The 20,560-nt window shown below is 59.7% G+C and carries 20 protein-coding genes; 8 read left to right on the forward strand and 12 right to left on the reverse strand.

The features are described 5' to 3' along the window. Nucleotides 1–190: 190 nt before the first annotated feature. The 9 genes from JQ586_RS29025 to JQ586_RS41625 all read right to left on the reverse strand — a co-directional run bounded on the left by JQ586_RS29025 (nucleotide 191) and on the right by JQ586_RS41625 (nucleotide 9,009). The gene (locus JQ586_RS29025; protein ID WP_212398052.1) at nucleotides 191–997 is read right to left on the reverse strand and encodes an ABC transporter substrate-binding protein; all 807 of its coding nucleotides are present in this window, start codon (nucleotides 995–997) and stop codon (nucleotides 191–193) included. 226 nt (nucleotides 998–1,223) lie between these two features. Beyond that, nucleotides 1,224–2,195 (reverse strand): ABC transporter substrate-binding protein, encoded by a 972-nt coding sequence (locus JQ586_RS29030; protein ID WP_212398053.1) that lies wholly within the window; start codon nucleotides 2,193–2,195, stop codon nucleotides 1,224–1,226. A gap of 203 nt (nucleotides 2,196–2,398) precedes the next feature. Next, nucleotides 2,399–3,394, reverse strand: coding sequence for an ABC transporter substrate-binding protein (locus JQ586_RS29035; RefSeq protein ID WP_212398054.1), 996 nt, complete (start codon nucleotides 3,392–3,394; stop codon nucleotides 2,399–2,401). A 190-nt stretch (nucleotides 3,395–3,584) separates the two neighbouring features. Further along, nucleotides 3,585–4,082, reverse strand: a complete 498-nt coding sequence (locus JQ586_RS29040) for a lipocalin-like domain-containing protein (RefSeq protein ID WP_212398055.1) — start codon at nucleotides 4,080–4,082, stop codon at nucleotides 3,585–3,587. A 68-nt stretch (nucleotides 4,083–4,150) separates the two neighbouring features. Further along, a complete protein-coding gene (locus JQ586_RS29045; protein ID WP_212398056.1) occupies nucleotides 4,151–4,972 on the reverse strand; it encodes a sulfite exporter TauE/SafE family protein in 822 nt (273 codons plus the stop codon). A 24-nt stretch (nucleotides 4,973–4,996) separates the two neighbouring features. Beyond that, nucleotides 4,997–6,499, reverse strand: a complete 1,503-nt coding sequence (locus JQ586_RS29050) for an amidase (RefSeq protein ID WP_212398127.1) — start codon at nucleotides 6,497–6,499, stop codon at nucleotides 4,997–4,999. A 385-nt stretch (nucleotides 6,500–6,884) separates the two neighbouring features. Then, nucleotides 6,885–7,613, reverse strand: coding sequence for an LrgB family protein (locus JQ586_RS29055; RefSeq protein ID WP_212398057.1), 729 nt, complete (start codon nucleotides 7,611–7,613; stop codon nucleotides 6,885–6,887). Further along, nucleotides 7,600–7,998: a CidA/LrgA family protein gene (locus JQ586_RS29060; RefSeq protein WP_212398058.1), complete on the reverse strand. Its 399-nt coding sequence runs from the start codon at nucleotides 7,996–7,998 to the stop codon at nucleotides 7,600–7,602. Before JQ586_RS29060 ends, JQ586_RS29055 begins: the two co-directional genes overlap by 14 nt. 618 nt (nucleotides 7,999–8,616) lie before the next feature. After that, a complete protein-coding gene (locus JQ586_RS41625) occupies nucleotides 8,617–9,009 on the reverse strand; it encodes a hypothetical protein (RefSeq protein WP_212398128.1) in 393 nt (130 codons plus the stop codon). A gap of 14 nt (nucleotides 9,010–9,023) precedes the next feature. Between JQ586_RS41625 and JQ586_RS29070 the strand changes: the two genes are divergently transcribed. Continuing rightward, complete coding sequence (locus tag JQ586_RS29070; RefSeq protein ID WP_212398129.1) at nucleotides 9,024–9,929, forward strand: LysR substrate-binding domain-containing protein; 906 nt, start codon at nucleotides 9,024–9,026, stop codon at nucleotides 9,927–9,929. 247 nt (nucleotides 9,930–10,176) lie between these two features. Further along, nucleotides 10,177–11,157: an ABC transporter substrate-binding protein gene (locus tag JQ586_RS29075; RefSeq protein WP_212398059.1), complete on the forward strand. Its 981-nt coding sequence runs from the start codon at nucleotides 10,177–10,179 to the stop codon at nucleotides 11,155–11,157. 491 nt (nucleotides 11,158–11,648) lie between these two features. Here the strand turns inward: JQ586_RS29075 and JQ586_RS29080 are convergent, their stop codons facing one another. Then, on the reverse strand, nucleotides 11,649–12,029 hold the full coding sequence (locus JQ586_RS29080) for a cupin domain-containing protein (protein WP_212398060.1): 381 nt from the start codon (nucleotides 12,027–12,029) through the stop codon (nucleotides 11,649–11,651). A gap of 913 nt (nucleotides 12,030–12,942) precedes the next feature. Next, entirely contained in the window at nucleotides 12,943–13,146 is a 204-nt protein-coding gene (locus JQ586_RS29090) for a hypothetical protein (protein ID WP_212398061.1), read from the reverse strand. Nucleotides 13,147–13,190: 44 nt separating this feature from the next. Here JQ586_RS29090 and JQ586_RS29095 point away from each other — a divergent pair, with 44 nt between their 5' ends. From JQ586_RS29095 to JQ586_RS29110, 4 genes are all read left to right on the forward strand, one after another. Further along, on the forward strand, nucleotides 13,191–13,337 hold the full coding sequence (locus JQ586_RS29095) for a hypothetical protein (RefSeq protein ID WP_212398062.1): 147 nt from the start codon (nucleotides 13,191–13,193) through the stop codon (nucleotides 13,335–13,337). A gap of 290 nt (nucleotides 13,338–13,627) precedes the next feature. Beyond that, a complete protein-coding gene (locus tag JQ586_RS29100) occupies nucleotides 13,628–13,858 on the forward strand; it encodes an Arc family DNA-binding protein (protein WP_212398063.1) in 231 nt (76 codons plus the stop codon). Further along, nucleotides 13,855–15,111: a ParB N-terminal domain-containing protein gene (locus JQ586_RS29105; RefSeq protein WP_212398064.1), complete on the forward strand. Its 1,257-nt coding sequence runs from the start codon at nucleotides 13,855–13,857 to the stop codon at nucleotides 15,109–15,111. Before JQ586_RS29100 ends, JQ586_RS29105 begins: the two co-directional genes overlap by 4 nt. Before the next feature lie 268 nt (nucleotides 15,112–15,379). Next, nucleotides 15,380–16,600, forward strand: coding sequence for an integrase (locus tag JQ586_RS29110; RefSeq protein ID WP_212398065.1), 1,221 nt, complete (start codon nucleotides 15,380–15,382; stop codon nucleotides 16,598–16,600). 178 nt (nucleotides 16,601–16,778) lie between these two features. Here JQ586_RS29110 and JQ586_RS29115 read toward each other — a convergent pair whose 3' ends face one another. Beyond that, nucleotides 16,779–17,489, reverse strand: a complete 711-nt coding sequence (locus tag JQ586_RS29115; protein ID WP_212398066.1) for a GntR family transcriptional regulator — start codon at nucleotides 17,487–17,489, stop codon at nucleotides 16,779–16,781. 140 nt (nucleotides 17,490–17,629) lie between these two features. Here JQ586_RS29115 and JQ586_RS29120 point away from each other — a divergent pair, with 140 nt between their 5' ends. Further along, nucleotides 17,630–18,652, forward strand: coding sequence for a TRAP transporter substrate-binding protein (locus JQ586_RS29120; protein WP_212398067.1), 1,023 nt, complete (start codon nucleotides 17,630–17,632; stop codon nucleotides 18,650–18,652). A 44-nt stretch (nucleotides 18,653–18,696) separates the two neighbouring features. After that, nucleotides 18,697–20,535 (forward strand): TRAP transporter large permease subunit, encoded by a 1,839-nt coding sequence (locus JQ586_RS29125; RefSeq protein ID WP_249148299.1) that lies wholly within the window; start codon nucleotides 18,697–18,699, stop codon nucleotides 20,533–20,535. The last annotated feature ends 25 nt before the right edge of the window (nucleotides 20,536–20,560 follow it).

Raw genomic sequence — 20,560 nt, forward strand, 5'->3', positions numbered from 1 at the left:
CGCGCCGATTCATTTCACCGCTCCCCGCGCAGGAACGAGCTATCCTAGCGCATTTCGGTTGGCCCTTCCATCGTTAGGCTGCTCCGGAAGTCTCGATTGAGGCCGGCCCCAGCCGCGGTCGGAGACAGCCGACATTCGAACAAGTGTTGCGGACGGCCGAGGATGGCCATACCCAGGCATCTTGCCGATCTCATTCGATCAGTTCGTCCGCCGCGATGAGAATAGATTGTGGTATCGTAAGACGAAGTGATCTTGCAGTCTGAATGTTGATGACCAGTTCGAACTTCGTCGGTCGAAGGACCGGAAGGTCATCCGACTTGGCTCCGCGTAGAATCTTGCCGGCATATACGCCGACCTGGCGGTAGGTGTCGGCGAGGCTCGCACCATAGCTCATTAGCCCGCCATCCGCCGGAAACTCGCGGATGTGGAAGATGCCGGGCAGTTGGTGACGAGAGGAAAGCGCAATTATCCGGCTCCGCCGAGAGTCGAAGAATGGGTCGTTCTGAACCACTAGCGCGGAGACGCCAGCCTTAATCAGCGCTGCAAAGTTGGCATCGATCTCGGCATCTGTTGTTGCGTTTTGCACAACCAACTCGCGGTCGGGCGACTGAGCTGCGGTGGCCACCGACTGGCGGAACTGGTCGACCGCGTCCATCCCGAAGCTAGGGTTGAGCAGCAGTCCCACGACGTGCGCCGACGGTACCAAGGTGCAGAGTAGCTCCGAAATCGGTCGGCTCCGCAGATCGGCGACAAGTGGCGGCAGCCGGCTGTAGTCGCCATTTGCCCAGCGGTACTCGATGGCCACGTTACGACCCTCGATATACCCCATATCTTCGAGCCCGCGGCGGAAGGCATTGGTGTGAATTGCGGCTTCCTCAGGCGAACGCGTGCTAAGGAAGCCGATCACCGGCTGAGTAGGCGGCTGCTGCGCGCGTGCCACAATTGGCCATGCTGCCGAAATAGCCGCAATTCCTTGAACGAAATCTCGCCGTCGCATTACTCTTCCGAAGCCTTGCCGCAGAGCAACCACGTAAGCTCAACATGGAATTGTCGGAAGGTGGTTCGAGGGCCAATTTGCGCTGAATATTTTTAGCTGTCCATGTCGCAGATGGATCACTCGCGTCGTTTTTGGCCCGGATCCCCGATGTCGCTTCTCCCCTGACAGCGGCGGAATAGCGCAAATGCCCCGACCGCCGGTTCAGGCCACAAGCCGACTTCAACGGCTACTCGATCACCTTGTCCGAGCGAAGCACCAGAGCCGCGGGAATTTCGTGTCCAATTGCCCTGGCAGTTTTTAGATTAACGACAAGCTCAAAGCGCGTCGGTTGCTCGACCGGAATGTCAGCAGGCTTCGTACCGTTAAAGACCTTCGCCACGAGCTGCGCTGCCTGACGGTACATCTGCGTGAACCGAGGACCATAGGCAGTGAAGCCGCCTTCCTCGGCGGTTTCGGGCCATTGATAGATTGCTGGCAACCTGAGGGTTCTAACCCGATCGAGAATAATTTGACGGTTGTTAAACAGGAGTGGAGTTGCCAGCACATTGATTGCTTGGGCTTGCGCATGGTAGGCCGCATCTATAGCATCAGCGATTGCGTCAACTTTTGCCGCCCAATGGATAGAAAGCTCGACCCCCTGAGCTTCGGAGAGCTTCTGCAACGCTTGGCTTTGTTCTGACGACGTTGTCGCGGGGTCGGCCAAGGCGGCTACGCGAAGAATACCTGGAACGGCCTCGACGAGGATTTCCTCTCGTTTGCCATCTAATTCGGTGGCAAGAATGCTAATGCCTGTTACGTTACCTCCTGGTTTCGCCAATGTGCGCACGAAGCCGGGACGCACCATATCGTCAGTCACCGCGATGATTGGCGTAGTAGTGGTGGCCTCTCGAGCAGCGCGAATAGCCACGTCGCCGCCGCATAGTATTACATCAACAGACGATTTTGCGAGGGTTGAGGCATGGGTTGCAAGCTCATCAAGCTTCAGGCCGTAGCCTTCCCTGTCGGAAGCAACGTTCTGCCCCTCAATAAACCCGAGTGATCGAAGTTCATCGTAAAATGCGAGATGATGTGGGTCTGTCAGGGCACCTTGGTGGAGGCTACCAATTCGATAGATACGCCCCGGTTGCTGTGCTCTCGCTTGGCTCGAGCCAACCGTAACTGCAGCACCGACAAATGCAATGAAATCGCGCCGCCTCATGCCCGCTCCGCCCTGGACCGCTACAGTCAGAATATAGGAAATCCTCGGTCGGAAATGACTGATTTCCGCATCGGGATCAAAAGCGGCTATGACGGCCAGCCCTACCGCTTGTCCGGTCTATCCCGAAGAGCAGATGCAAGTGCGACCATGTGGGAGAGCACCCACGGGCCACAGCCGGACTCGTGCATTGCAGCAATCGCGGCTCATTCGATCACCTCGTCGGCGGCGGCGAGCAGCGCTGGAGGCATGTCAAGGCCGAGCGTTTTGGATGTGTTCAGATTGATCACCAGCTCGAATTTTGTGGGTTGTTCGATCGGTAGATCGGCGGGTTTGCCTCCTTTGAGTATACGATCGACAAAAAAAGCAGCCCGACGTGACAAGTCGGCAATGCTGGCCGCGTAAGCCAACAAACCGCCAGCCCGAACTTGTTCTCGAAACACGAATATTGACGGGAGCCGGTGCTTCACTGCCCCTTCCGCAATGGCTCTGCCCTTTGCAACGAACACGCCATCTGACGTGACGACTAGCCCCTTCGCCCGCCCGTTCGCGAGGGTTGCAAGCTGGCTGTCGAGATTGTTCTCATCGGCCTCCACGATATCCACTGCTATGCCAAGTGAGCGAACATCCAGTTCCAATTTCTTCGCCCACGACGAGCCGACCTTGTAGATGGGCTGCCTTGTGGAAACTAAAACGCCGACCCTGTCGAGCGTCGGTACTACCTGTTTCAGGAGTTCGACGCGTTTGCCGTAAAGTTCAAGGTCCATGGTGGTAAGCCCCGTGACGTTGCTGCCAGGGCGAGAAAGGCTCCCCGCGAACCCCGTGCCGACGGGATCGGGATGGGCAAACGTGACAATGGGGATCGACGAGGTCGCCCGCTTCGTGGCCATCAGCTCCCGAGTTCCAGTCGCTACGATGATGTCAGCACGCTCGCGCACGAGATCGGCGACGAAGCCATCAATCAGGCTGTCATCACCTGCCGCAAATCGCCGATCGAAAACGACGTTCTGGCCCTCGACGTAGCCGAGCTCCTTCATCTGCGCCAAGAACGGACCAAAGTTGGCGGGCTCCGCGGGAGTCGCTCCGATCGAGACGAGACCGACAACTGGACGCACCTGTGCGTATGATGCCATTGACGGCCACATCGCTGCACCGCCGAGAAGCGCTACAAAATCACGACGTTTCAGTCGATCGAATTGCATTCGTAGTCCCTGGCCGGGAAGCTCCGTTACGATCCAGGAGGATAGCGCCAATGGACGTCCTTGTGACAGATGACAACGCGTCCCAGACGTGTAAAAATCGCCGTACAGGGCCATCAGTCTTGAAGCCCACACTGGGCCGTCCAGGCGGCGATCAGCGGCCTGATTCCAAGAGTCACCGGCGAGGTGGACGTTAAGGCATCGGCTTAATTCGCTCGAACGTCAGAACCCCTACTCCCTCGCGTCCGTCAACCGGGCTCCTGTTCGGCTCGGTCTTAATCACAAGCTTGTCGCCCTCGACAGTGTAAAAGCGGACCTGATCGGTTCCTAGTCGGCGTCCATCCCACTCGATGTCGACGTGATGAACCACCCTTCCGGGTGAGAGCTTGTACGTGCCGCCATATGCAAGCATCGCCTTGTGCAATTTGATCCGATCCGCATCGGTTGGCTCGGCACGTGGCCGCGGTTGCTCGTCCGAGACGAAAAACGCGATCATTCGTCCATCGGACGCATAGCTGATATATCCATAGGGTTGCTCGCCCATTTGGTTGTAACGTTCACCGGTCCCCGCGACTTCGCGGACGAACGACTTCAACTTCCATGTTCCAAGCAAAGGATTGTCTTCAGCCCCTGCGCCAGCCGGTCCTAACCCGGCCAGCATCAGCGAAATCAACAGCACCTTGCAACTCATGCCAGTTCCCCTTTGTCATTCGAAGTAGCGAGGGAAGATCCGCGCAGAGCAATTGTGGCGCCCGCTAGTTAGAGAGAGGCCACAAACCGCACGCTGATCAGGATGAGATAGAGAGACAATGCAATCTCCATTTGACGCTTTGGCATTTGATGTGCGAGGGCCACACCATAGCGTACAGTCATGACACTGAGCGGTGTCAGAAGCGCAAAGCCAATCAGGGACACATAGCCGAGTGACAATGGTGGCAGGCCCGGATGATTCCAGCCGGCGAAAACATAACCGAGCGCGCTTGGAATTGAGACAAAGAGTCCCACGCCTGATGCCGTTGCAATCGCCGCATGAATCGGAAAGCGGTAAAGGGTCAAGACAACGTTTGCGACAAGCCCACCACCGATCCCCATCAACGAGGCAGACGAGCCGATGACGACGCCATAGCCCGCCATAACGGTCGTACCGGGCAGAACCTTCCCTAACTGCCAGGTGTCTTTGCCAGCGAGCAACCTGATCGCGAGAAACATGCAAACGATGATAAAGACGCTCTTGAACACAATCGGTTTCGCTACCGAGGCGCCATAAACGCCGCCAAGCACGCCGACGACGATCGGGACCGCCCACATCCTGAGCACGCGGATATCGACCGCGCCCTTCCTATAGTGGCCTGCGAACGACGAAATCGAGGTCGGTACGATAACGGCAAGCGAGGTTCCGACGCAGAGCGGCATCAGGACGTCATCTGGAACGCCGTAAAGCTGAAAAACCTCATAAAGCACAGGAACGATGACGGTTCCGCCTCCAACCCCGAATAATCCCGCCAGGATTCCAGTGCAGGCACCCGCTCCAGCAAGAGCCGCGGCAAGCCATGCAGTGTGACTAAGCGCAAGCGCACCCATTTGCCCGCTCCTCGGTCATGAACATCACGTCGGAGGTCTGATCGAACTCCACCGTGTCGCCTGTTCGTAGGCATAGGCGAGTTGAAGACAGGCCAGATCACCATGACAGGGCCCGAGAACCTGCAGCCCCATCGGTAAGCCTTGCCTCGAAAATCCTGCCGGCACGTTGACCACTGGACAGCCGACGAGCGTGGCGTAGATCACCACCTCCATCCAGCGATGGTAAATATCCATCCTGCAACCGCCGATCTCTTTCGGCCACGTCACCCTTGCATCGAACGGGAAACACTGTGCAGTGGGAAGCACCAGGAAATCGTAGGTCTTGAATAATCGCTGGACCGCGCGACACCATTCGGCTCGGCGAGCGGACGCCTCAAGCACGTCAAGTGCCGACAAACGCATCGCCTGCTCAACTTCCCAACGCGCTTCCTCCTTCATCAGGGGTCGCTTCGCTGGATCTGCATAACGGCCTGCCAGGGGCCCACCGATGAGCCAGGCACGAAGCGCCACCCAATCCCTCCAGAGTTCATCAAGCCGGTAATCGACGCGAACCGGTTCGACAACACAGCCGATCTCGACGAAGGATTCGGCCGCTCGTTCGCAAAGCTCGAGTACGCCGGCGTCGAAAGGGAAATATCCGCCGAGATCGCCGAGCCAGCCGACGCGAGTTCCATCCCAGTCGCGCGCCAAAAGTTCGCGAAAGCAAACAGAGCTTTGTTCAGGTTCCGGTCGTGACCACGGCTCGTCTCCGACCTGCACGGAAAACAGCATCGCCAGGTCCTCAACCGCGCGTGCGATCGGTCCGACCGTACCGAGCGACGGCAGGTTGGGATCACGCCCTTCCGAAGGCATCCGCCCTTGGGTTGGGCGAAGTGAAAACAGATTGTTGTAGGCAGCCGGATTCCGCATCGAGCCCGCGCTGTCGCTGCCGTCAGCCACTGGTAACATGCGGGTCGCCACGGCGACTGCGGCCCCAGCGCTGCTACCGCCCGCTGTTCGAGTTCGGTCATAAGCATTGAGCGTGGTGCCGAATACAGGATTATAGGTTTGCGACCCCAACCCGAATTCGGCGGTGTTGGTCTTGCCAACGAGGATCGCGCCAGACTGCTTGGTCCGTTGCACAAAGATTGCATCTCGTGTCGGGATCGCTTCCCTGTGGAGCGGACAGCCGAGCGTCGTGCGAAGGCCTTTGGTCGATGCAAGATCCTTGATGGCTTGCGGGATGCCGTGGAGCCAACCCTGGCGGACGCCGCCAGCCAGCAGGGCATCCTTTTCACGCGCTTCCGTCAGGAGTTCTTCGCGATCGCGGATCGAAACAATGGCATTGTAGGATGAATCGATCCGCTCGATGCGATCCAGGTGGGCCGTAACGACCTCAAGACAGGAAGTTTCGCGGGAAGCAATCGAGTCAGCCAGCGCACATGCGCCAAGGTCAACGATTGCACTAGGTTGCACAGGAGCGATATTAATTCCCGATGGCCTCGCACCATCGGGCTGATGCGTGAAATGCAAATGGTGGTTTAACATTTCAGGCACTGTTTTTCTTCTGCGGGTTCCGCGATGGATGTGGGCCATAGGGAGTGGCGACGACACGAGACCACGTCTCGCGCCACAGTCTCGCGACGAACCATCGGATGAAATGACTGCGTGACAGCTGGGCGGCAGTCCAAATGTCACTAAGGCAATCGCCTGAATTCGCTATAAACTCGTCCTTGTGCATGACACGAGCGCCTTACTAAAAAGGTCGATGAGTTCTTCGTCTTGCGACGAAGAGAGCAATGACCTCTCGGTAACGCGGCCGCTTAAAGTCAGTAAGGCCGGTATCGCATAGCTATTTCCCGGTCCGCTCGAGTCAAAATAAAGCGCCGCCAGCGAAAAGATCGCCACTCGATCAGAGCAGCGGCGTTTGAACTCAAAACAGCCGGCAAATTATTGGAAGTAGAAACGCGGTCAGCACCCCGTTCAGACCCATACCAAGACCAGCGAACGCGCCCGCCACCTCATTGATCTGTAGCGCGCGAGCGGTTCCGATTCCATGCGAAGCGATCCCCATCGTGAGTCCCACGACACGCGGGTCACCGACGCGAACAAGGCGCGCAACAATTGGCCCGAGCACGGCTCCCGTAATGCCGGTCATGATCACAAGAACGATCGTGAGCGTCTGCAAGCCGCCGATCTGTTCGGATATGCCAACGGCAATTCCAGCTGTCACGGACTTGGGTGCGAGCGAGAGAATGGTCCGTGGACTCGCTCCTAGCGCCCATGCTAGGCTAACCGCACTCAAGATTCCGACTGGCAAGCCCACGGCCAAAGCCACCGTGATCAAGCGCGCGGAACTGCGGATAACAGCCCTTTGACGAAAAAGCGGCACCGCAAGCAATACAACGGCGGGACCGAGCATGAAATGTATGGTGTCGGCGCCGCGCAAATAGGTTTCATACGGGATATGCGTTGCCTCAAGACCAATGGATACGAGAACGATTGCCAACAGTGTCGGATTGAGTAGCGGATGATTGCCGCCCAAGCGCGATATTCGGGTTGCTGCCAAAAAGGCAAACACCGTCGCACCAGTCTCAAGGACCGGCTTTTCTGCAAGCCCCGTCCAGGCCATGTCTGCTAGGATTTGGCTAAGCGTCTGCATCAGGGAGCGCTCCCTCATGTGGGAAGGACTCATGCGCTGGGCTCTTCGCCGTCGCGTCACCCAACCAGCTCGCAACCGTCATTGTCACAGCCAGGGTGATTGCCGTGCCGCCAATGACAGCTGCCAAAATCGGCAGAGCTTCAGTTTTCAAGATGTCTAGATAGGCGATTACGCCCACGCCCGCCGGCACAAATAGCATCCCTAAAAACTGAAGCAGCCGATCGGCAAGAACTCCTAAATCGTCTGGCAACTTTCCCCGAACGGAAAGTTCGGCGTACAGCAGAATTAATCCAGTGACCGGTGCGGGGAGCGGCAACAAGCCTGATCTTGCCGCAACCTCTCCCACGCAAAGCCAAAACATCACGCGAGCAATTTGTTCAAGCATGACAAGGTCTCCGAAGGAAACACTTCTCAGCGTCCGCGCATCTACTTATAGCGGCGAACCTCAGGGAAATACGGTGCCAAATGCCAATTCACTTTCGGTGATCCCCGCTCGTCCGGATGCGAGATAAACGGACACAACTGCAATAATTGCGAAGAGCGCATACCCTAGAATGTATCGGCGGTTATGATTGTCGATTGCGACGTGTGAGCGAATGGCAGCGTGTCTTATCAATTCCATGATCGAGACTCCTGCTGACCTGAGGTTACGGCTAAGACCGCAAATCGGGATGTTAACTGGTTCACATGCTGTGCAATTTCCGATATTTGCCGAAGCGGTAAGCCAATGTTGGGAAGAGGCAGTCTGCGAAACCTGAAAAAGCCGCTAGAAACGGAAAACTGTTACGCTCTCTCGGTTTCGCTATTGTTTCGTGGAGCAAGCAAGATGATTTCGTTCTCGTTTCATGACAGTGTCCTCGACAAAGCAGATTGAAAGCAGGCCAGGTTTTTCGTTAGACGGGGAAGCACTGAATGGATGGGTTATGATCGTGAAAAGGCGGACATCTCCCGAGGTCGCTGAAGGGGCAGACAACGGACTTTGCGGGACGTACGCACATCGCTTCTAGTCTTCGCAGAAGAACAGACGGCGAGCCTTCTCATCGTTCGGGGCTTCTGGACCTAGCCCCAGAAAGTCAGGCCGGCGTTGAGGCTCCCGCAGCAGCAGAGGTCTCGCGCGGAGACGACGGGCTTCGCCGGCGGACCCGCATGCGTAGCTCAGCTCGCGGTTCCAGGATAAAATCCGATGCAGGGCGTCAAAATAGCGATCGTGCTCCTTTGCGTAGATTTCTGCCGCCACGCTCCAATCGGATCTCGTGGCGAGGAGTTCTTGCAAAACTCGAACATCGCGCAGCATTAGAGACAAACCGCAACCGAAGCACGGGTCGCTGGCTGCCGCAGCGTCGCCGATTAGCGCGACACCGTCGCGGTAGGGGTGCTCGAGGTGAATTGGATTCAGCTACATTTGAAGTCATGAAGAGATTGCCGCCCTTAACGGAACTGCGAGCTTTCGAAGCTGCGGCACGCCATTTGAGCTTCAGTAGAGCTGCGACAGAGCTCGGAGTTACTCCCACGGCAATCAGCCACCAAATCCGGCTACTCGAGCAATATTGCGGCAAGCCGTTGTTTCGTCGGCGACCGCGTCCGATGGCGTTAACATGGTCTGGGCAGCAGTTGTTTCCCATGGTTAGGGACGGCTTTGAATCATTTGCGACGGCCCTGGCGGCCGTGCGCGCTGGATCAGCATCCGGCGGGCTTCGTGTGACCTCGACGAATGCCCTGGCAGCGCGCTGGCTGGTACCGCGCCTGCCACTATGGCGGAAGGAGTTTCCCGGCATCCGTTTGAGCATTGTTGGTACCGACGCTGTGCTCGATCTGAGATCGGGAGAAGCCGATGTCGCCATTCGATATGCTCGCACACCGCCGTCAGATATGGTTTGGGTGGAGCTCGCGCGCGACACATTTCATGTCGTCGGAAGTCGATCCCTTGTTGGTGTGAGCCGCAAGGCTGCGAGGCCGAGCGATCTCGCGCGCTTTCCAATCATCGAATGCGAGTGGCCACCGACCGACTTCGGCGCACCGACCTGGGAGCGATGGGAAGAAGCGGCGCGCGCCAAGAAACGAAAAGTGCCTTCTTTGGCAACCTCGGCGAGCTTCAGCTTCAGGGAGGAATTGCATGCAATCGAAGCTGTGATCGCTGGTCAAGGAATCGCAATTCTGAGTGACATCCTTGTCGGTCGCGAACTGGCCAACGGAACGTTGATCCGGTTGTCCGACATCACGCTGCCAGGATATGGCTTTTTTGCCGTGTACAGACACGGGCATCCCAAGCGAGCTGCCATTCAAACTTTGGTAAGCTGGATCGGCAGCAGGGTCTGAGCCGCGTCACTAGTGGCGGCCTAGCCCGCTACTCTCGACGAGGTTCTGTTCAATGTCCGCTTTGGGTAAAAAAGCGAAGAACTCAGGTTGAGCAAATCTGGCCCGCTCTGCCGCGATGAGCGGATTTCCTTCGCACGCGGCGCAACTTCGCACCCGCGCTCGGCGACATCTGCCTTATCGTGGCGCAGCAATTGCCAGAGCGCCCTCTCGTGATAGTCTCAACTGCTTATCGTTGGCGAGGGTTCAAGTGAACCGGCGGGAGCTCATTGCACTGGTTGGTGGTGCGGCGGCGTGGCCAGTTACAGCACGCGCCCAGCTTACACAGAAGATAGCTCGTATCGGAATTGTCAGCATCGGCGGCTCGACTGCTGACATGATGGGCCCGCTGCCGCCCAACCGCACCGTGCGTGCCTTCCTGCGTGGAATGGCGGAACTGGGTTACGTTTACGGCCGCGATTTCGTGACCGAGCCGCGTGGCACCGACGGCATCGCGACGGTTGCCGAACTGGCTGCTATCCACGTCGATGTCATTGTCGCCACCGGCGGCGGAACGGCGCTTTCCGTGCTCAAGCAAGCGACGACAACGATTCCCATCGTTATGACGGCTGCTTCCGATCCCGTGCGCCAAGGGTTTGTCCAGAGCTTTGCCCGCCCGGGTGGAAACTTTACCGGGATGAGCATGCAGACACTGGACCTCACAGGCAAACGTCTGGAGTTGCTCAAGGAACTTGTCCCAGCCGCGGAAGTTGTGGCCGTATTGTGGGATTCGACCGACAGCGATTTGTGGCCAACAGCCTCGGCTGTCGGCCAGGCACGAGGCTGGAAACTTCTGTCAGTCGAGATTCGCGATGTCACGGAAATCACGGCTGCCTTCAAGACAATGTTGAATGCGAGCGCCAGCGCACTCCTCGTTCCGGCATCGGGCCTTCTCTTCAGCCAGGCTAGCAAAATTGTCGAACTTACCACGCTGAACCGCATTCCAGCAATGTATGAGCTGAGGGCATTCGTTGATGTTGGTGGCCTCGCTTCTTTTGGCGCCGATATCGACGATATCTGGCGGCGTGCCGCTACCTACGTCGACAAGATATTGAAGGGCGCTAGTCCTGCCGAATTGCCAATCGAACAACCGACCAAATTCGAGCTTGTGATCAACAAGCGAACAGCGGCGGCGCTCGGTCTGACCATGCCTCCCTCTATCCTGATCCAAGCCGACGAGGTGATCGATTAGCCGCCTAACACGCCGCGCAAATGCTCAGGTCTCCTTATGACCGATATTGTTGAAAAAGTTGGAAGTATTACTAGTTCAAAAATCTCGTTGAAATCAGCTCGGATCGAATTTCGACAAGCAGCGCCTTCACGATGGACATAGGAAGATCGCACAGCGATTCTGCGTAGACTGATGTGGTCCCCCGTATCTAAAAGACGCAAGCGCACCGGCAGCCCCTAGAAAATAGGCATGAGTGCCACATGGGACTTTTTTCAACAATATCGACCCATCGCGACATTTTGCGCTGCCGCACGAGTCCGGTCGTTATAGGAGCAAAGCGGATATTGCGTTCGCATGACGACGATGAGTTTAGGGGCACACGGAATAGTTCGTTCGTGGCTTCGCTCACCGCGGGGAGGTCATCCCCTCATGCCCTTTCTTCACCGAAGACCACCAAGGCTCTCACCAAGCATGGTGGTTCACGGTCCCGTCCTAGCAAGGTGGTGCCGCTGCTATTTTGGCTTGTCGTAAAGCGGCGCCCCCTTGTCAACAATGTGGACTGTCACGAACTTGATCGGTTTGTCGCCGACCACTTTGAATGCTCCATGTGGCATATCGCGATGATTGATGCCAGCTAGGCCAGTTGGATACTGAACTTGTTTGCCGTCGGGGGTTTCAACCGACCCGCCGTCAATAATGTAAAATGCCTCTTCACCGTGATGGATATGCAGGGCTCCAACGTCGCCTGGCTTCATCTCTTGGATGCTCGTAATGATTTCCATGTTGGTACCGGCGAGATCAGACCGCTTTAATTCTTTCCGGTAAGGCGAGTCCTGCGAATGCGCCGCGGAAGCCAAGACACACACGAACAAAAGGCTTAGGAAATATTTCATGCCACTTCCTCCCAAACATTCGCCTTGAAGGGGCATTTTTCTTCAGCCTAGAAGCGACAGCAAGTGGGTTCTACGGGGTAGAGACCGCCCGATACCTCATGCCGCCGATCGGCCCTTGGACGTTCCGGTTAAAATCCGGGCGGACATCTGCGCCACGCTTCGCAAGCCGAACAGACGAAACGCGACTCGATATCGGAGAGGCGCACGTCGTCGGCCCAGCGGTCCGCCATCAGCGCGAGCGATCGGCGCAGCGATGGTCGGCACAGTAGATCAGCACGCCATGCGCGCCCATCTCGCGCATCTCCCCGAACGTGATCCTCTGCTCCCGCATGCTGCATCTGAGCGTGGTCGGCACGCGCGCAAATCGTCAAGCTCTGGTGGCATGGGTCGGAGCCGAGCTACCGCGTGTCGTGGGTGTGGTCGTCGTCGTCGAGCCCGTCGTCGAAGGCGTCGCCGTCACCACTTCCAAACAGCCGCCATGAGGTAGACTGGATCTCGTAGGCCGGGGATGCCTCGGCCCGTGAATCCCCCCGACGGCCCCGGCTTTACCTCCCACTTGCCATCCCGATGCGTTATCGCCTCGCGCACAACCGGCTGAAACGCCCGGATCGCATCGTCATCGTCTTGGATGCAGAAGATAGTGAAGGAGCTGGGACCATTCTGTAGAACCCGATGACCCGGTCCGCCTTTGCGCAATTCCTCGAAGTAATTATCCATCGCTCTCACCCTGATTTCGCGGCGAGGATCACATAGCCCCGACCGCGTGGCGAGCCTATTGATGCGCCATCCGCGCGGCCGGCCCCGATGTCCGCCCGATCTAATTGAACGCACCACGCGCCACGCGTGGAAGGCACGTTCGACAAATGTCGAACCTGAAGCCAAGCGCGCCGGCAACGACGGCAAGAGCTATACGTCACTTATCGGTGATGTTGATCGATCTCACCATGTCGGTGAAATAGGCCGCCGCAGATTCGACAATGCGCCAGCGGCGATGTCTGGTCTTTACACCAGTTAGGTGAAATTGCGCCGTGAAGGCGGCTTGATTGACGCGCGCCACCGCGCGGGTGCAGCGTTGTGATGCCATCGCCGATGGCGAGCCGGCCCAGTGGTAGCGCACCGGGTCGGTTCTAACCCCGCAACGCTACCGCACACGCTACCACCATGACCACCGACAACGCTGACGCCGCACTCCTCCCCCTGATCGCCGACCACGACAGGATGTTCGTCCGCCTCACCGAGCTCTGTAAAGTTTGGGATGCCGGAACCCATCGCGTCGAGCATGAAGCGCTCGCGGCCGAAACCGAGTAGCTGGGCGCGCTGATCATCGGCACGCCGGCACACACGAAGGCCGCGCTCGACGGCAAGATGCGTGTGGCATGGTTCAAAGACGACGTCATCACCCAGCTGATGCTGGCACACGACCGGGCGCGGATCGCCGCCCGGCGCAAGACCAGATCGGCCGAGCGATCCGTCGCCGCCTAAGACCACGCCATCATCGTCGACAGGCCCGCCCCTCAACAGGCGGGCCTTGTGCTGTGTGTGTAAGGAACCTCACTCTGTTGTGACACTGTGCTGTCGTTTTGGTGTTCCCTTGGTGCTTGCCCGGCATCAGCGCGGCGCGGGATGATTTCCGGCGAGTCACGCCTGTCACCGAGGTCACCAACATGGAAGAATCCCGATTAAGCGTCCGTCTGCCTGCCGAGCTGCGCGCTGCGCTCGAACAGGCGGCCGAGCGGAATTGCCGTTCTATAAACGGCCACGTCGTCTACACGCTGCGCGAGGCAGTTCGCCGCGATCGAGAGCAGCGGCAGGCGGAGGCGGCGCGATGACCTGGCGCGATAACCTCCGCATCCATCCTGCCGCAGATCTGTTTCCCATGATGGGCGATACCGAGCTGCGCGAACTTGGTGAGGACATCAAGCGGCAAGGATTGCTAACCCCTGTCGTGCTTTGGAAAGAGCAGAAGGATTTCGAGCCAGTGCTGATAGATGGCCGCAGCCGTCTTGACGCGATGGAAGCGGTCGGCATCGAGATTGAGGTCAACAGCATCGGTACGGATTGCGACCCTAACACTCGAATCATGATGAGGCGCGCGCCCTTAGACTTGTGGTACCCGATCAAGACAAGCGAGGTCCGTGGCGATCGGGTCGACGGCGACTCGTATACCTATGCAGTAAGTCTCAACATCCGACGCAGGCACCTCACCACCGAACAGAAGCGCGACCTGATCGCAGCCATCCTCAAGGCGACGCCGGAGAAGTCGAACAGGCAGATCGCTGAGACTGTGAAGGCGAGTCACGTGACGGTCGGCGCCGTCCGTGCCGAGATGGAATCAACTGGACAGATTGACCAGTTGACCAAGACGGTCGGCAAGGATGGGAAAGAGAGACCTGTTGCGCAAGTCGTGAAGGTCAGAGAGATCGCCGCCGCGGCGTCGGAGGTGCAGGTCGCGAAGGTCAAGGTGACCAAGCCCGAACAGCGCACAGCACTTCGGATCGACAGCTTTCGCGCCAACATCTACGTCATCGCTGACATGTTCGATTCTTTCGCTCCGAAGGAGATCGAGACCATCGTGCAGAGGATGGCAAGCAAAGAAGGTTACCTCGAAGTTGTGCGCGACGTCGCTGACCGGCTCCGCGATCTGGTGCGCGCCGCCGAGCGCGTGCTCGACGAGCAGAAGATTGAAGCGCCGCCGACCGCACCGGAGCCGGAGACCGCGCCGACCAGCGGTGCGCTGTCTTGGAAGGTGACGCCGGACGGGATCGTCCACCTCGCCACCACGCCAACCGCCGACTTTCGTATAGTGGTGAAAGATACCATCACACTGTCGCGCAAGCCGCCCGGCGATCGATGGCATCCCGATCACGTCATCGGCTGCTTTGACACGTTGGACGCCGCCAAGGCGGCCGCCGAGACGGGAACGGCCCACAAGATCACCGCACCACCAACGGCGCCGCCGGCCACCACGGCACCCGCCAAGCCGAATAGGGAATGCCCGCACGGCTTGTTCGCCCTTTCCTGCGACCGCTGCATCGAGGCCAAGGCCGCTGCCAAGCAGACCACTGAGACGACGGGGGCTTGATCGATGTCACCGCGCGCCCGCCTGACCTGGGACCACTTGCCCCTCTACGCCTCCGATGAGGAGATCGGCGAGGCTGCCATCGGTTGGGAAAGAAGGCGTGAATTTGCCGGCTTGGCGGCTTCGCAGGAACGTAGGGGTATGCCTACAATAGATCCCGTGTGGGGCGGTCGCTACGTTCCGGCTGTTAGAGCCTTCTGGGATTTTGAGTATCGGCTGAACGGATCAACCGCAGTCCCACTCGCCCCGAACGGAGTCGAAGGAAAGTTTCATGGATCATCAAGACGCAAGGCTGGCAACACCCGGCCTGAAACGACGCAAGCGAAAGACCGGCCCGCCGGTCCCGTACTGGTTCGCGACTGACGAGGCAATCGCCGCGGGCTACACAGTAAGGTCGGCAAACCTGCGCGAGATCGCCGACGACCCTGTTGCACTAGCAAAGCGCTGCCAGCGGCTGCAGGCCGAGATGCTGACGTTCCTGTCCGGCCGCGATCTCGATCCGGTCGGCGCGTTCGATGGCACGTTCGGCGCCGCGCTCAAGCACTACGAGACAGACTCGGAGAGCCCGTATAACACCGAGATCAAGCCCGGCGTCCGGCGCGTCTACGGCATCTATCTCAAACGCCTGCACGGTCACATCGGCGCACTACGCATCGATCACCACGACGGCCGGCATGCCAAGCGCTGGTTCGCAGAGTGGCGCAAGGATGAGGACGGCAGCGATCACCTCCCGCGCGCGCTGATGGTCTTGGCAGTTCTGAAGGCCGCGATCTCGTTCGGCGTGCTGTGCCGCCTCGCCGGCTGCAAGGCCTTCCAAGACGTGCTGGCCGAATTGGAGACGCCTAAGCCCAAGGCCCGGACTTCCGCTCCGTCGGCCGAGCAGATCACCGCGGTCAGGAAGGCGGCACACGCCGCCGGGCGTCCTCGCCTCGCCCTGCTCTATGCCCTCGTCTATGAGACCACCGGCCGGACCTTCGACTTCCTGGGCGAGTGGTTCGCTCTCGACTACCAGAAGCCAAGCGCGGTCATCGCGCGCGGCCAGAAGTGGATCGGGCCGATGTGGAGCGCGATCGACGCCAACGGCATCATGACGATCAAGCCAACCAAGACCGAGGACACGTCCGAGGTCGAGGTGGTCTTTGACCTGACCTGCTGCCCGATGGTCATGGAAGAGCTGACCATGGTGCCCGAGGATGAGCGCAGCGGACCGCTGATCATCGACACGCGGACCAAGGTCCCCTTCCCGTACACCACGTTCCGTTACTACTGGCGTGAGGACTTCGCCGCCGCCGAGCTGCCGGAGAGTATCTGGTGCCGGGACCTCCGCGCCGGTGGATCGACCGAGGGAAGGAAGTTTGGCGCCTCCAAAGACGACCTGCGGATGGTCATGGGCCACACCAATGAACGCCAGACCGACAACTATGACCGCGCCAAGCTAGAGGCGTTCCGCCGCGTCATGAGCGCCCGGACCGCCGGCAGGAACGCCTCGTAAACAAACCCGAGGACCATCTCAGGACCACGGGACCGCGCCTTTTGAATTAGTCAATACGATCAGCGCCTTACAGAAGCGCAAAACAGCCGAAAGTTAAGGAGCTGTTAACGTCAATGGATTGCGAACGCGGCCCGGCGGCTCGAACAGCTTCGGCAGACCCGAGAGTCCGGCGACATTCCTATCGGATACGCCTGGTCGGACGCTGCCGCATCTCTTCCTCGGACGCTGCCTGTTGCGCTTTCAGCCGCTGCACGAAGATTCGTGCCGCCCTCGAAATATGATCCCGGCTGAGCGTCTCCGCTGTCGCGCCATCGCCCGACATGACGGCTTCGAGGATCGCGACATGCTCGCCAAGGATGATCTGCGGCATCTGCGCGTCGTCGCGCAGCACCTCTCCCATGACGCGGCGCAGGTAGGGCCAATGTGGAGCCGTCGTTTCGCCGATCAGCGGATTGCCGGCCAGTTCGTTGATGAAGCCGTGAAAGGCCATATCGGCTTCGATCTGTTCGTTGAGGGAGCCGCTCTCGACCGCCGCCTGCCCGGCGTCGAGGTAAGCCCGGCCTTCATGCCTCGCCCGCTCGGAGCCGCGTTCTGCGGCGAGCCGGGCCGCCAGGCCGTCCAGCATGGCGCGCACCTCGTAGAGGTTCTGCACGAAATCGACGTCCAGCGGGGAGACGATCAGGCCCCGGCCGGGAGCCTCGCGGACCATTCCACGGTCGCGGAGCAGCAGCAACGCCTGCTGAACCGGCTGGCGGGAGACCCCATAGGCGCGCGCCAATTCATCCTGGATCAGCCTTGAGTTGGCCGGCAACGCGCCCTCAACGATCTCAGAAACAATAGCATTTACAACCTGTTCCACCAGGGTTGGCTGGTTCTGGATCTGGGCCATGCATTCTCCGCCGGGTGCTTCGCTCAAATTTATCACTGCGTCGCAGAAGAATCTATTGCTCCGTATTCGAATTCAGAATATGTATTCTGTATTCGAATTCAATACCGCCTCGATGCGGAACTTCACATGGGAGGACGCCAATGCTCGTGGTTAGCCGTCGTTCGCTATTGAAATCCGCCGCCGGCCTGGTTGCCGCCGGATCGCTGCTGAAGAGCCCCGCCGTGCTGGCCCAGGCCGCGCCGCTCAAGCTGAAGTTCGGCAACGACCTGCCGGCGACCCACACCGTGAATCTGCGCCTGAAGGAGGCCATCGAGGCGATCGGAGCCGAGACCAAGGGCCAGCTCACGATCAGCCTGTTCCCCAACAACCAGCTCGGCAGCGACACCGACATGATGACCCAGCTCCGCTCCGGCGCGCTCGAGCTCGCGACCATGCCCAGCACGGTGCTTTCGACCCTGATCCCTGCCGCATCGCTGACCGGCGTCGGCTTCGCCTTTACGAACTATGACAAGGTATGGGCGGCGATGGACGGCGAAGTCGGCAAGTACATCCGCGGCAGCATCGAGAAGGTCGGCCTCGTCCCCTTCGAGGCGATGTGGGACAACGGCTTCCGCCAGATCACCTCAAGCACCCATCCGATCAGTTCGCCTGAGGATCTCAAGAACTTCAAGATTCGCGTACCTGTCGTGCCGCTGTGGGTCGCGCTGTTCTCGGCGTTCGGCGCAGCACCGGTCAGCATCCCCCTGAACGAGGCGTACTCCGCGCTGCAAACCAAGATCGCCGACGGCCAGGAAAATCCGCTGGCGCTGATCGAATCCGCCAAGTTCTACGAGGTGCAGAAGTACTGCTCGCTCACCAATCACTCCTGGGACGGCTTCTGGCTGCTTTCGAGCCAGCGGATCTGGAAGACGGTTCCGAAGGAGCTGCAGGAAGTGATGCAGAAGCACTTCAATGCCGCTGCCAGGAAGCAGCGCGACGACATCGTCCAGGCCAACGCCGAGTACCGCAAGAACCTGGAGTCGAAGGGGCTCGCGTTCAACGAGACCAAGGCCGATGCCTTCCAGGCAGCACTGGCCAAGACCTCCTTCTACAAGGACGCGAAGACCAAGTTCGGCGACGAGGCCTGGACGCTGCTGCAGAAATACGCCGGCAACATCGGTTGATCGTCATGCAGATCGCAGACGAAATCGGCGTCGTGCCACCCAGGATGACCGGGGTTGCGGGCGCCCTGCAAAAGGCCGAACAATGGCTCGGTTCAGCGATCGCGGCCGCCGCGGCCCTGCTCGTGGTCGCGGAAATCGTCGTGTTGTTCACCGGCGTTTCTGCGCGCTACTTCTTCCAGCGGCCGCTGATCTGGTCGGATGAATTGGCCGGCATCCTGTTCCTGTGGCTCGCGATGCTCGGCGCGGTGGTCGCCTTTCAGCGCGGCGAGCATATGCGGATGACGGCCCTCGTGGGCAAGCTCGATCCGCGCAAGCGTGCCTTCTTCGACGTGCTCGCGATCGCGGCGCCGCTGGCATTCCTGGTCCTCGTTCTCGAGCCGGCCTACGAATTCGCCTCCGACGAAGCGTTCGTCTCGACGCCCGCACTCGACATCTCGAATCTCTGGCGCGCCGCGGCACTGCCGATCGGCCTCGGCCTGATGCTGCTGGTCGCACTGTTCCGGATGCTGTCGTCAGGTCAATGGCGGCTAACCGCAACTGCCGTCGCCCTCGTCGCCGTCGTCGGTGCCGCATTCTATGCCCTGAGCCCGCTCCTGATCCCGCTCGGCAACCTCAACCTGCTGATCTTCTTCGTCGGCCTGGTCGCCGTGATGGTGTTCGCCGCTGTGCCCATTGCCTTCGCCTTTGGGCTCGCCACCTTCGCCTACATCACGCTGACGACCTCCACGCCGTCGACCGTCGTGATCGGCCGCATGGACGAGGGCATGAGCCATCTCATCCTGCTGTCGGTGCCGTTGTTCGTCTTCCTCGGCCTCCTGATCGAGATGACGGGCATGGCGCGCGCCATGGTGGCCTTCCTCGCGAGCCTGCTGGGACATGTCCGCGGTGGCCTGCAATATGTGCTGGTCGCCGCGATGTATCTGGTGTCGGGCATTTCGGGCGCCAAGGCCGCCGACATGGCCGCCGTCGCTCCCGTGCTGTTCCCCGAAATGATCGAGCGCGGCGCGAAACCCGGCGACCTCGTCGCGCTTCTGTCGGCCACTGGCGCGCAGACCGAAACCATCCCGCCGAGCCTCGTCCTGATTACCATCGGATCGGTCACCGGTGTCTCGATTGCGGCTCTGTTCACCGGCGGCCTGCTGCCGGGGCTGGTGCTTGCAATCATGCTCTGCTTCGTGGTGTGGCAGCGCTATCGCAAGGAAGACCTCTCGCATGTGAAGCGCGCAAGCTGGGGCGAGGTCGGCTCGACGTTCCTCGTGGCGTTGCCTGCTGTGGCGCTGCCCTTCGTGATCCGCTTCGCTGTCGTCGGCGGCGTCGCCACCGCGACCGAAGTCTCGACGATCGGTATCGTCTATGCGGCGCTTGCGGGCCTGTTGTTCTATCGCAGGTTCGACTGGCGCCGGCTCTATCCGATGCTGACCGAGACCGCGGCGCTCTCGGGTGCGATCCTGCTGATCATCGGCGCCGCGACCGGGATGGCCTGGGCGTTGACCCAGTCCGGCTTCTCGACCGCGCTCGCATCGTTCATGACCGGCCTGCCCGGCGGCGCGCCGATGTTCCTGGCCGTGACCATCATCGCCTTCGTCGTGCTGGGCAGCGTGCTCGAGGGCATCCCCGCAATCGTGCTGTTCGGACCGCTGTTGTTCCCGATCGCCAAGCAGGTCGGAGTGCACGAGGTCCACTACGCGATGGTGGTCATCCTGGCGATGGGCATCGGCCTGTTCGCCCCGCCGTTCGGCGTCGGCTACTACGCCGCCTGCGCCATCAGCCGCATTCATCCCGACGAAGGCATCAAGCCGATGCTCGGCTACGTGCTGGCGCTGCTGATCGGCACGATCGTGATAGCGGCCGTGCCGTGGTTCTCGATCGGCCTCTTGCACTGATCAACCCTGATTTGCAGCCAAGCAT

Origin of the sequence: Bradyrhizobium jicamae, assembly GCF_018130215.1 — a bacterium.
Lineage (GTDB): Bacteria > Pseudomonadota > Alphaproteobacteria > Rhizobiales > Xanthobacteraceae > Bradyrhizobium > Bradyrhizobium jicamae_A.

What these genes read in the sequence shown, in the direction of transcription:
- JQ586_RS29025 (WP_212398052.1), bottom strand. Translation starts at nt 997, where the DNA reads ATGCGACGGCGAGATTTCGTTCAAGGAATTGCGGCTATTTCGGCAGCA.
- JQ586_RS29030 (WP_212398053.1), bottom strand. Translation starts at nt 2,195, where the DNA reads ATGAGGCGGCGCGATTTCATTGCATTTGTCGGTGCTGCAGTTACGGTT.
- JQ586_RS29035 (WP_212398054.1), bottom strand. Translation starts at nt 3,394, where the DNA reads ATGCAATTCGATCGACTGAAACGTCGTGATTTTGTAGCGCTTCTCGGC.
- JQ586_RS29040 (WP_212398055.1), bottom strand. Translation starts at nt 4,082, where the DNA reads ATGAGTTGCAAGGTGCTGTTGATTTCGCTGATGCTGGCCGGGTTAGGA.
- JQ586_RS29045 (WP_212398056.1), bottom strand. Translation starts at nt 4,972, where the DNA reads ATGGGTGCGCTTGCGCTTAGTCACACTGCATGGCTTGCCGCGGCTCTT.
- JQ586_RS29050 (WP_212398127.1), bottom strand. Translation starts at nt 6,499, where the DNA reads ATGTTAAACCACCATTTGCATTTCACGCATCAGCCCGATGGTGCGAGG.
- JQ586_RS29055 (WP_212398057.1), bottom strand. Translation starts at nt 7,613, where the DNA reads ATGCAGACGCTTAGCCAAATCCTAGCAGACATGGCCTGGACGGGGCTT.
- JQ586_RS29060 (WP_212398058.1), bottom strand. Translation starts at nt 7,998, where the DNA reads ATGCTTGAACAAATTGCTCGCGTGATGTTTTGGCTTTGCGTGGGAGAG.
- JQ586_RS29070 (WP_212398129.1), top strand. Translation starts at nt 9,024, where the DNA reads ATGAAGAGATTGCCGCCCTTAACGGAACTGCGAGCTTTCGAAGCTGCG.
- JQ586_RS29080 (WP_212398060.1), bottom strand. Translation starts at nt 12,029, where the DNA reads ATGAAATATTTCCTAAGCCTTTTGTTCGTGTGTGTCTTGGCTTCCGCG.
- JQ586_RS29095 (WP_212398062.1), top strand. Translation starts at nt 13,191, where the DNA reads ATGACCACCGACAACGCTGACGCCGCACTCCTCCCCCTGATCGCCGAC.
- JQ586_RS29105 (WP_212398064.1), top strand. Translation starts at nt 13,855, where the DNA reads ATGACCTGGCGCGATAACCTCCGCATCCATCCTGCCGCAGATCTGTTT.
- JQ586_RS29110 (WP_212398065.1), top strand. Translation starts at nt 15,380, where the DNA reads ATGGATCATCAAGACGCAAGGCTGGCAACACCCGGCCTGAAACGACGC.
- JQ586_RS29115 (WP_212398066.1), bottom strand. Translation starts at nt 17,489, where the DNA reads ATGGCCCAGATCCAGAACCAGCCAACCCTGGTGGAACAGGTTGTAAAT.
- JQ586_RS29120 (WP_212398067.1), top strand. Translation starts at nt 17,630, where the DNA reads ATGCTCGTGGTTAGCCGTCGTTCGCTATTGAAATCCGCCGCCGGCCTG.
- JQ586_RS29125 (WP_249148299.1), top strand. Translation starts at nt 18,697, where the DNA reads ATGACCGGGGTTGCGGGCGCCCTGCAAAAGGCCGAACAATGGCTCGGT.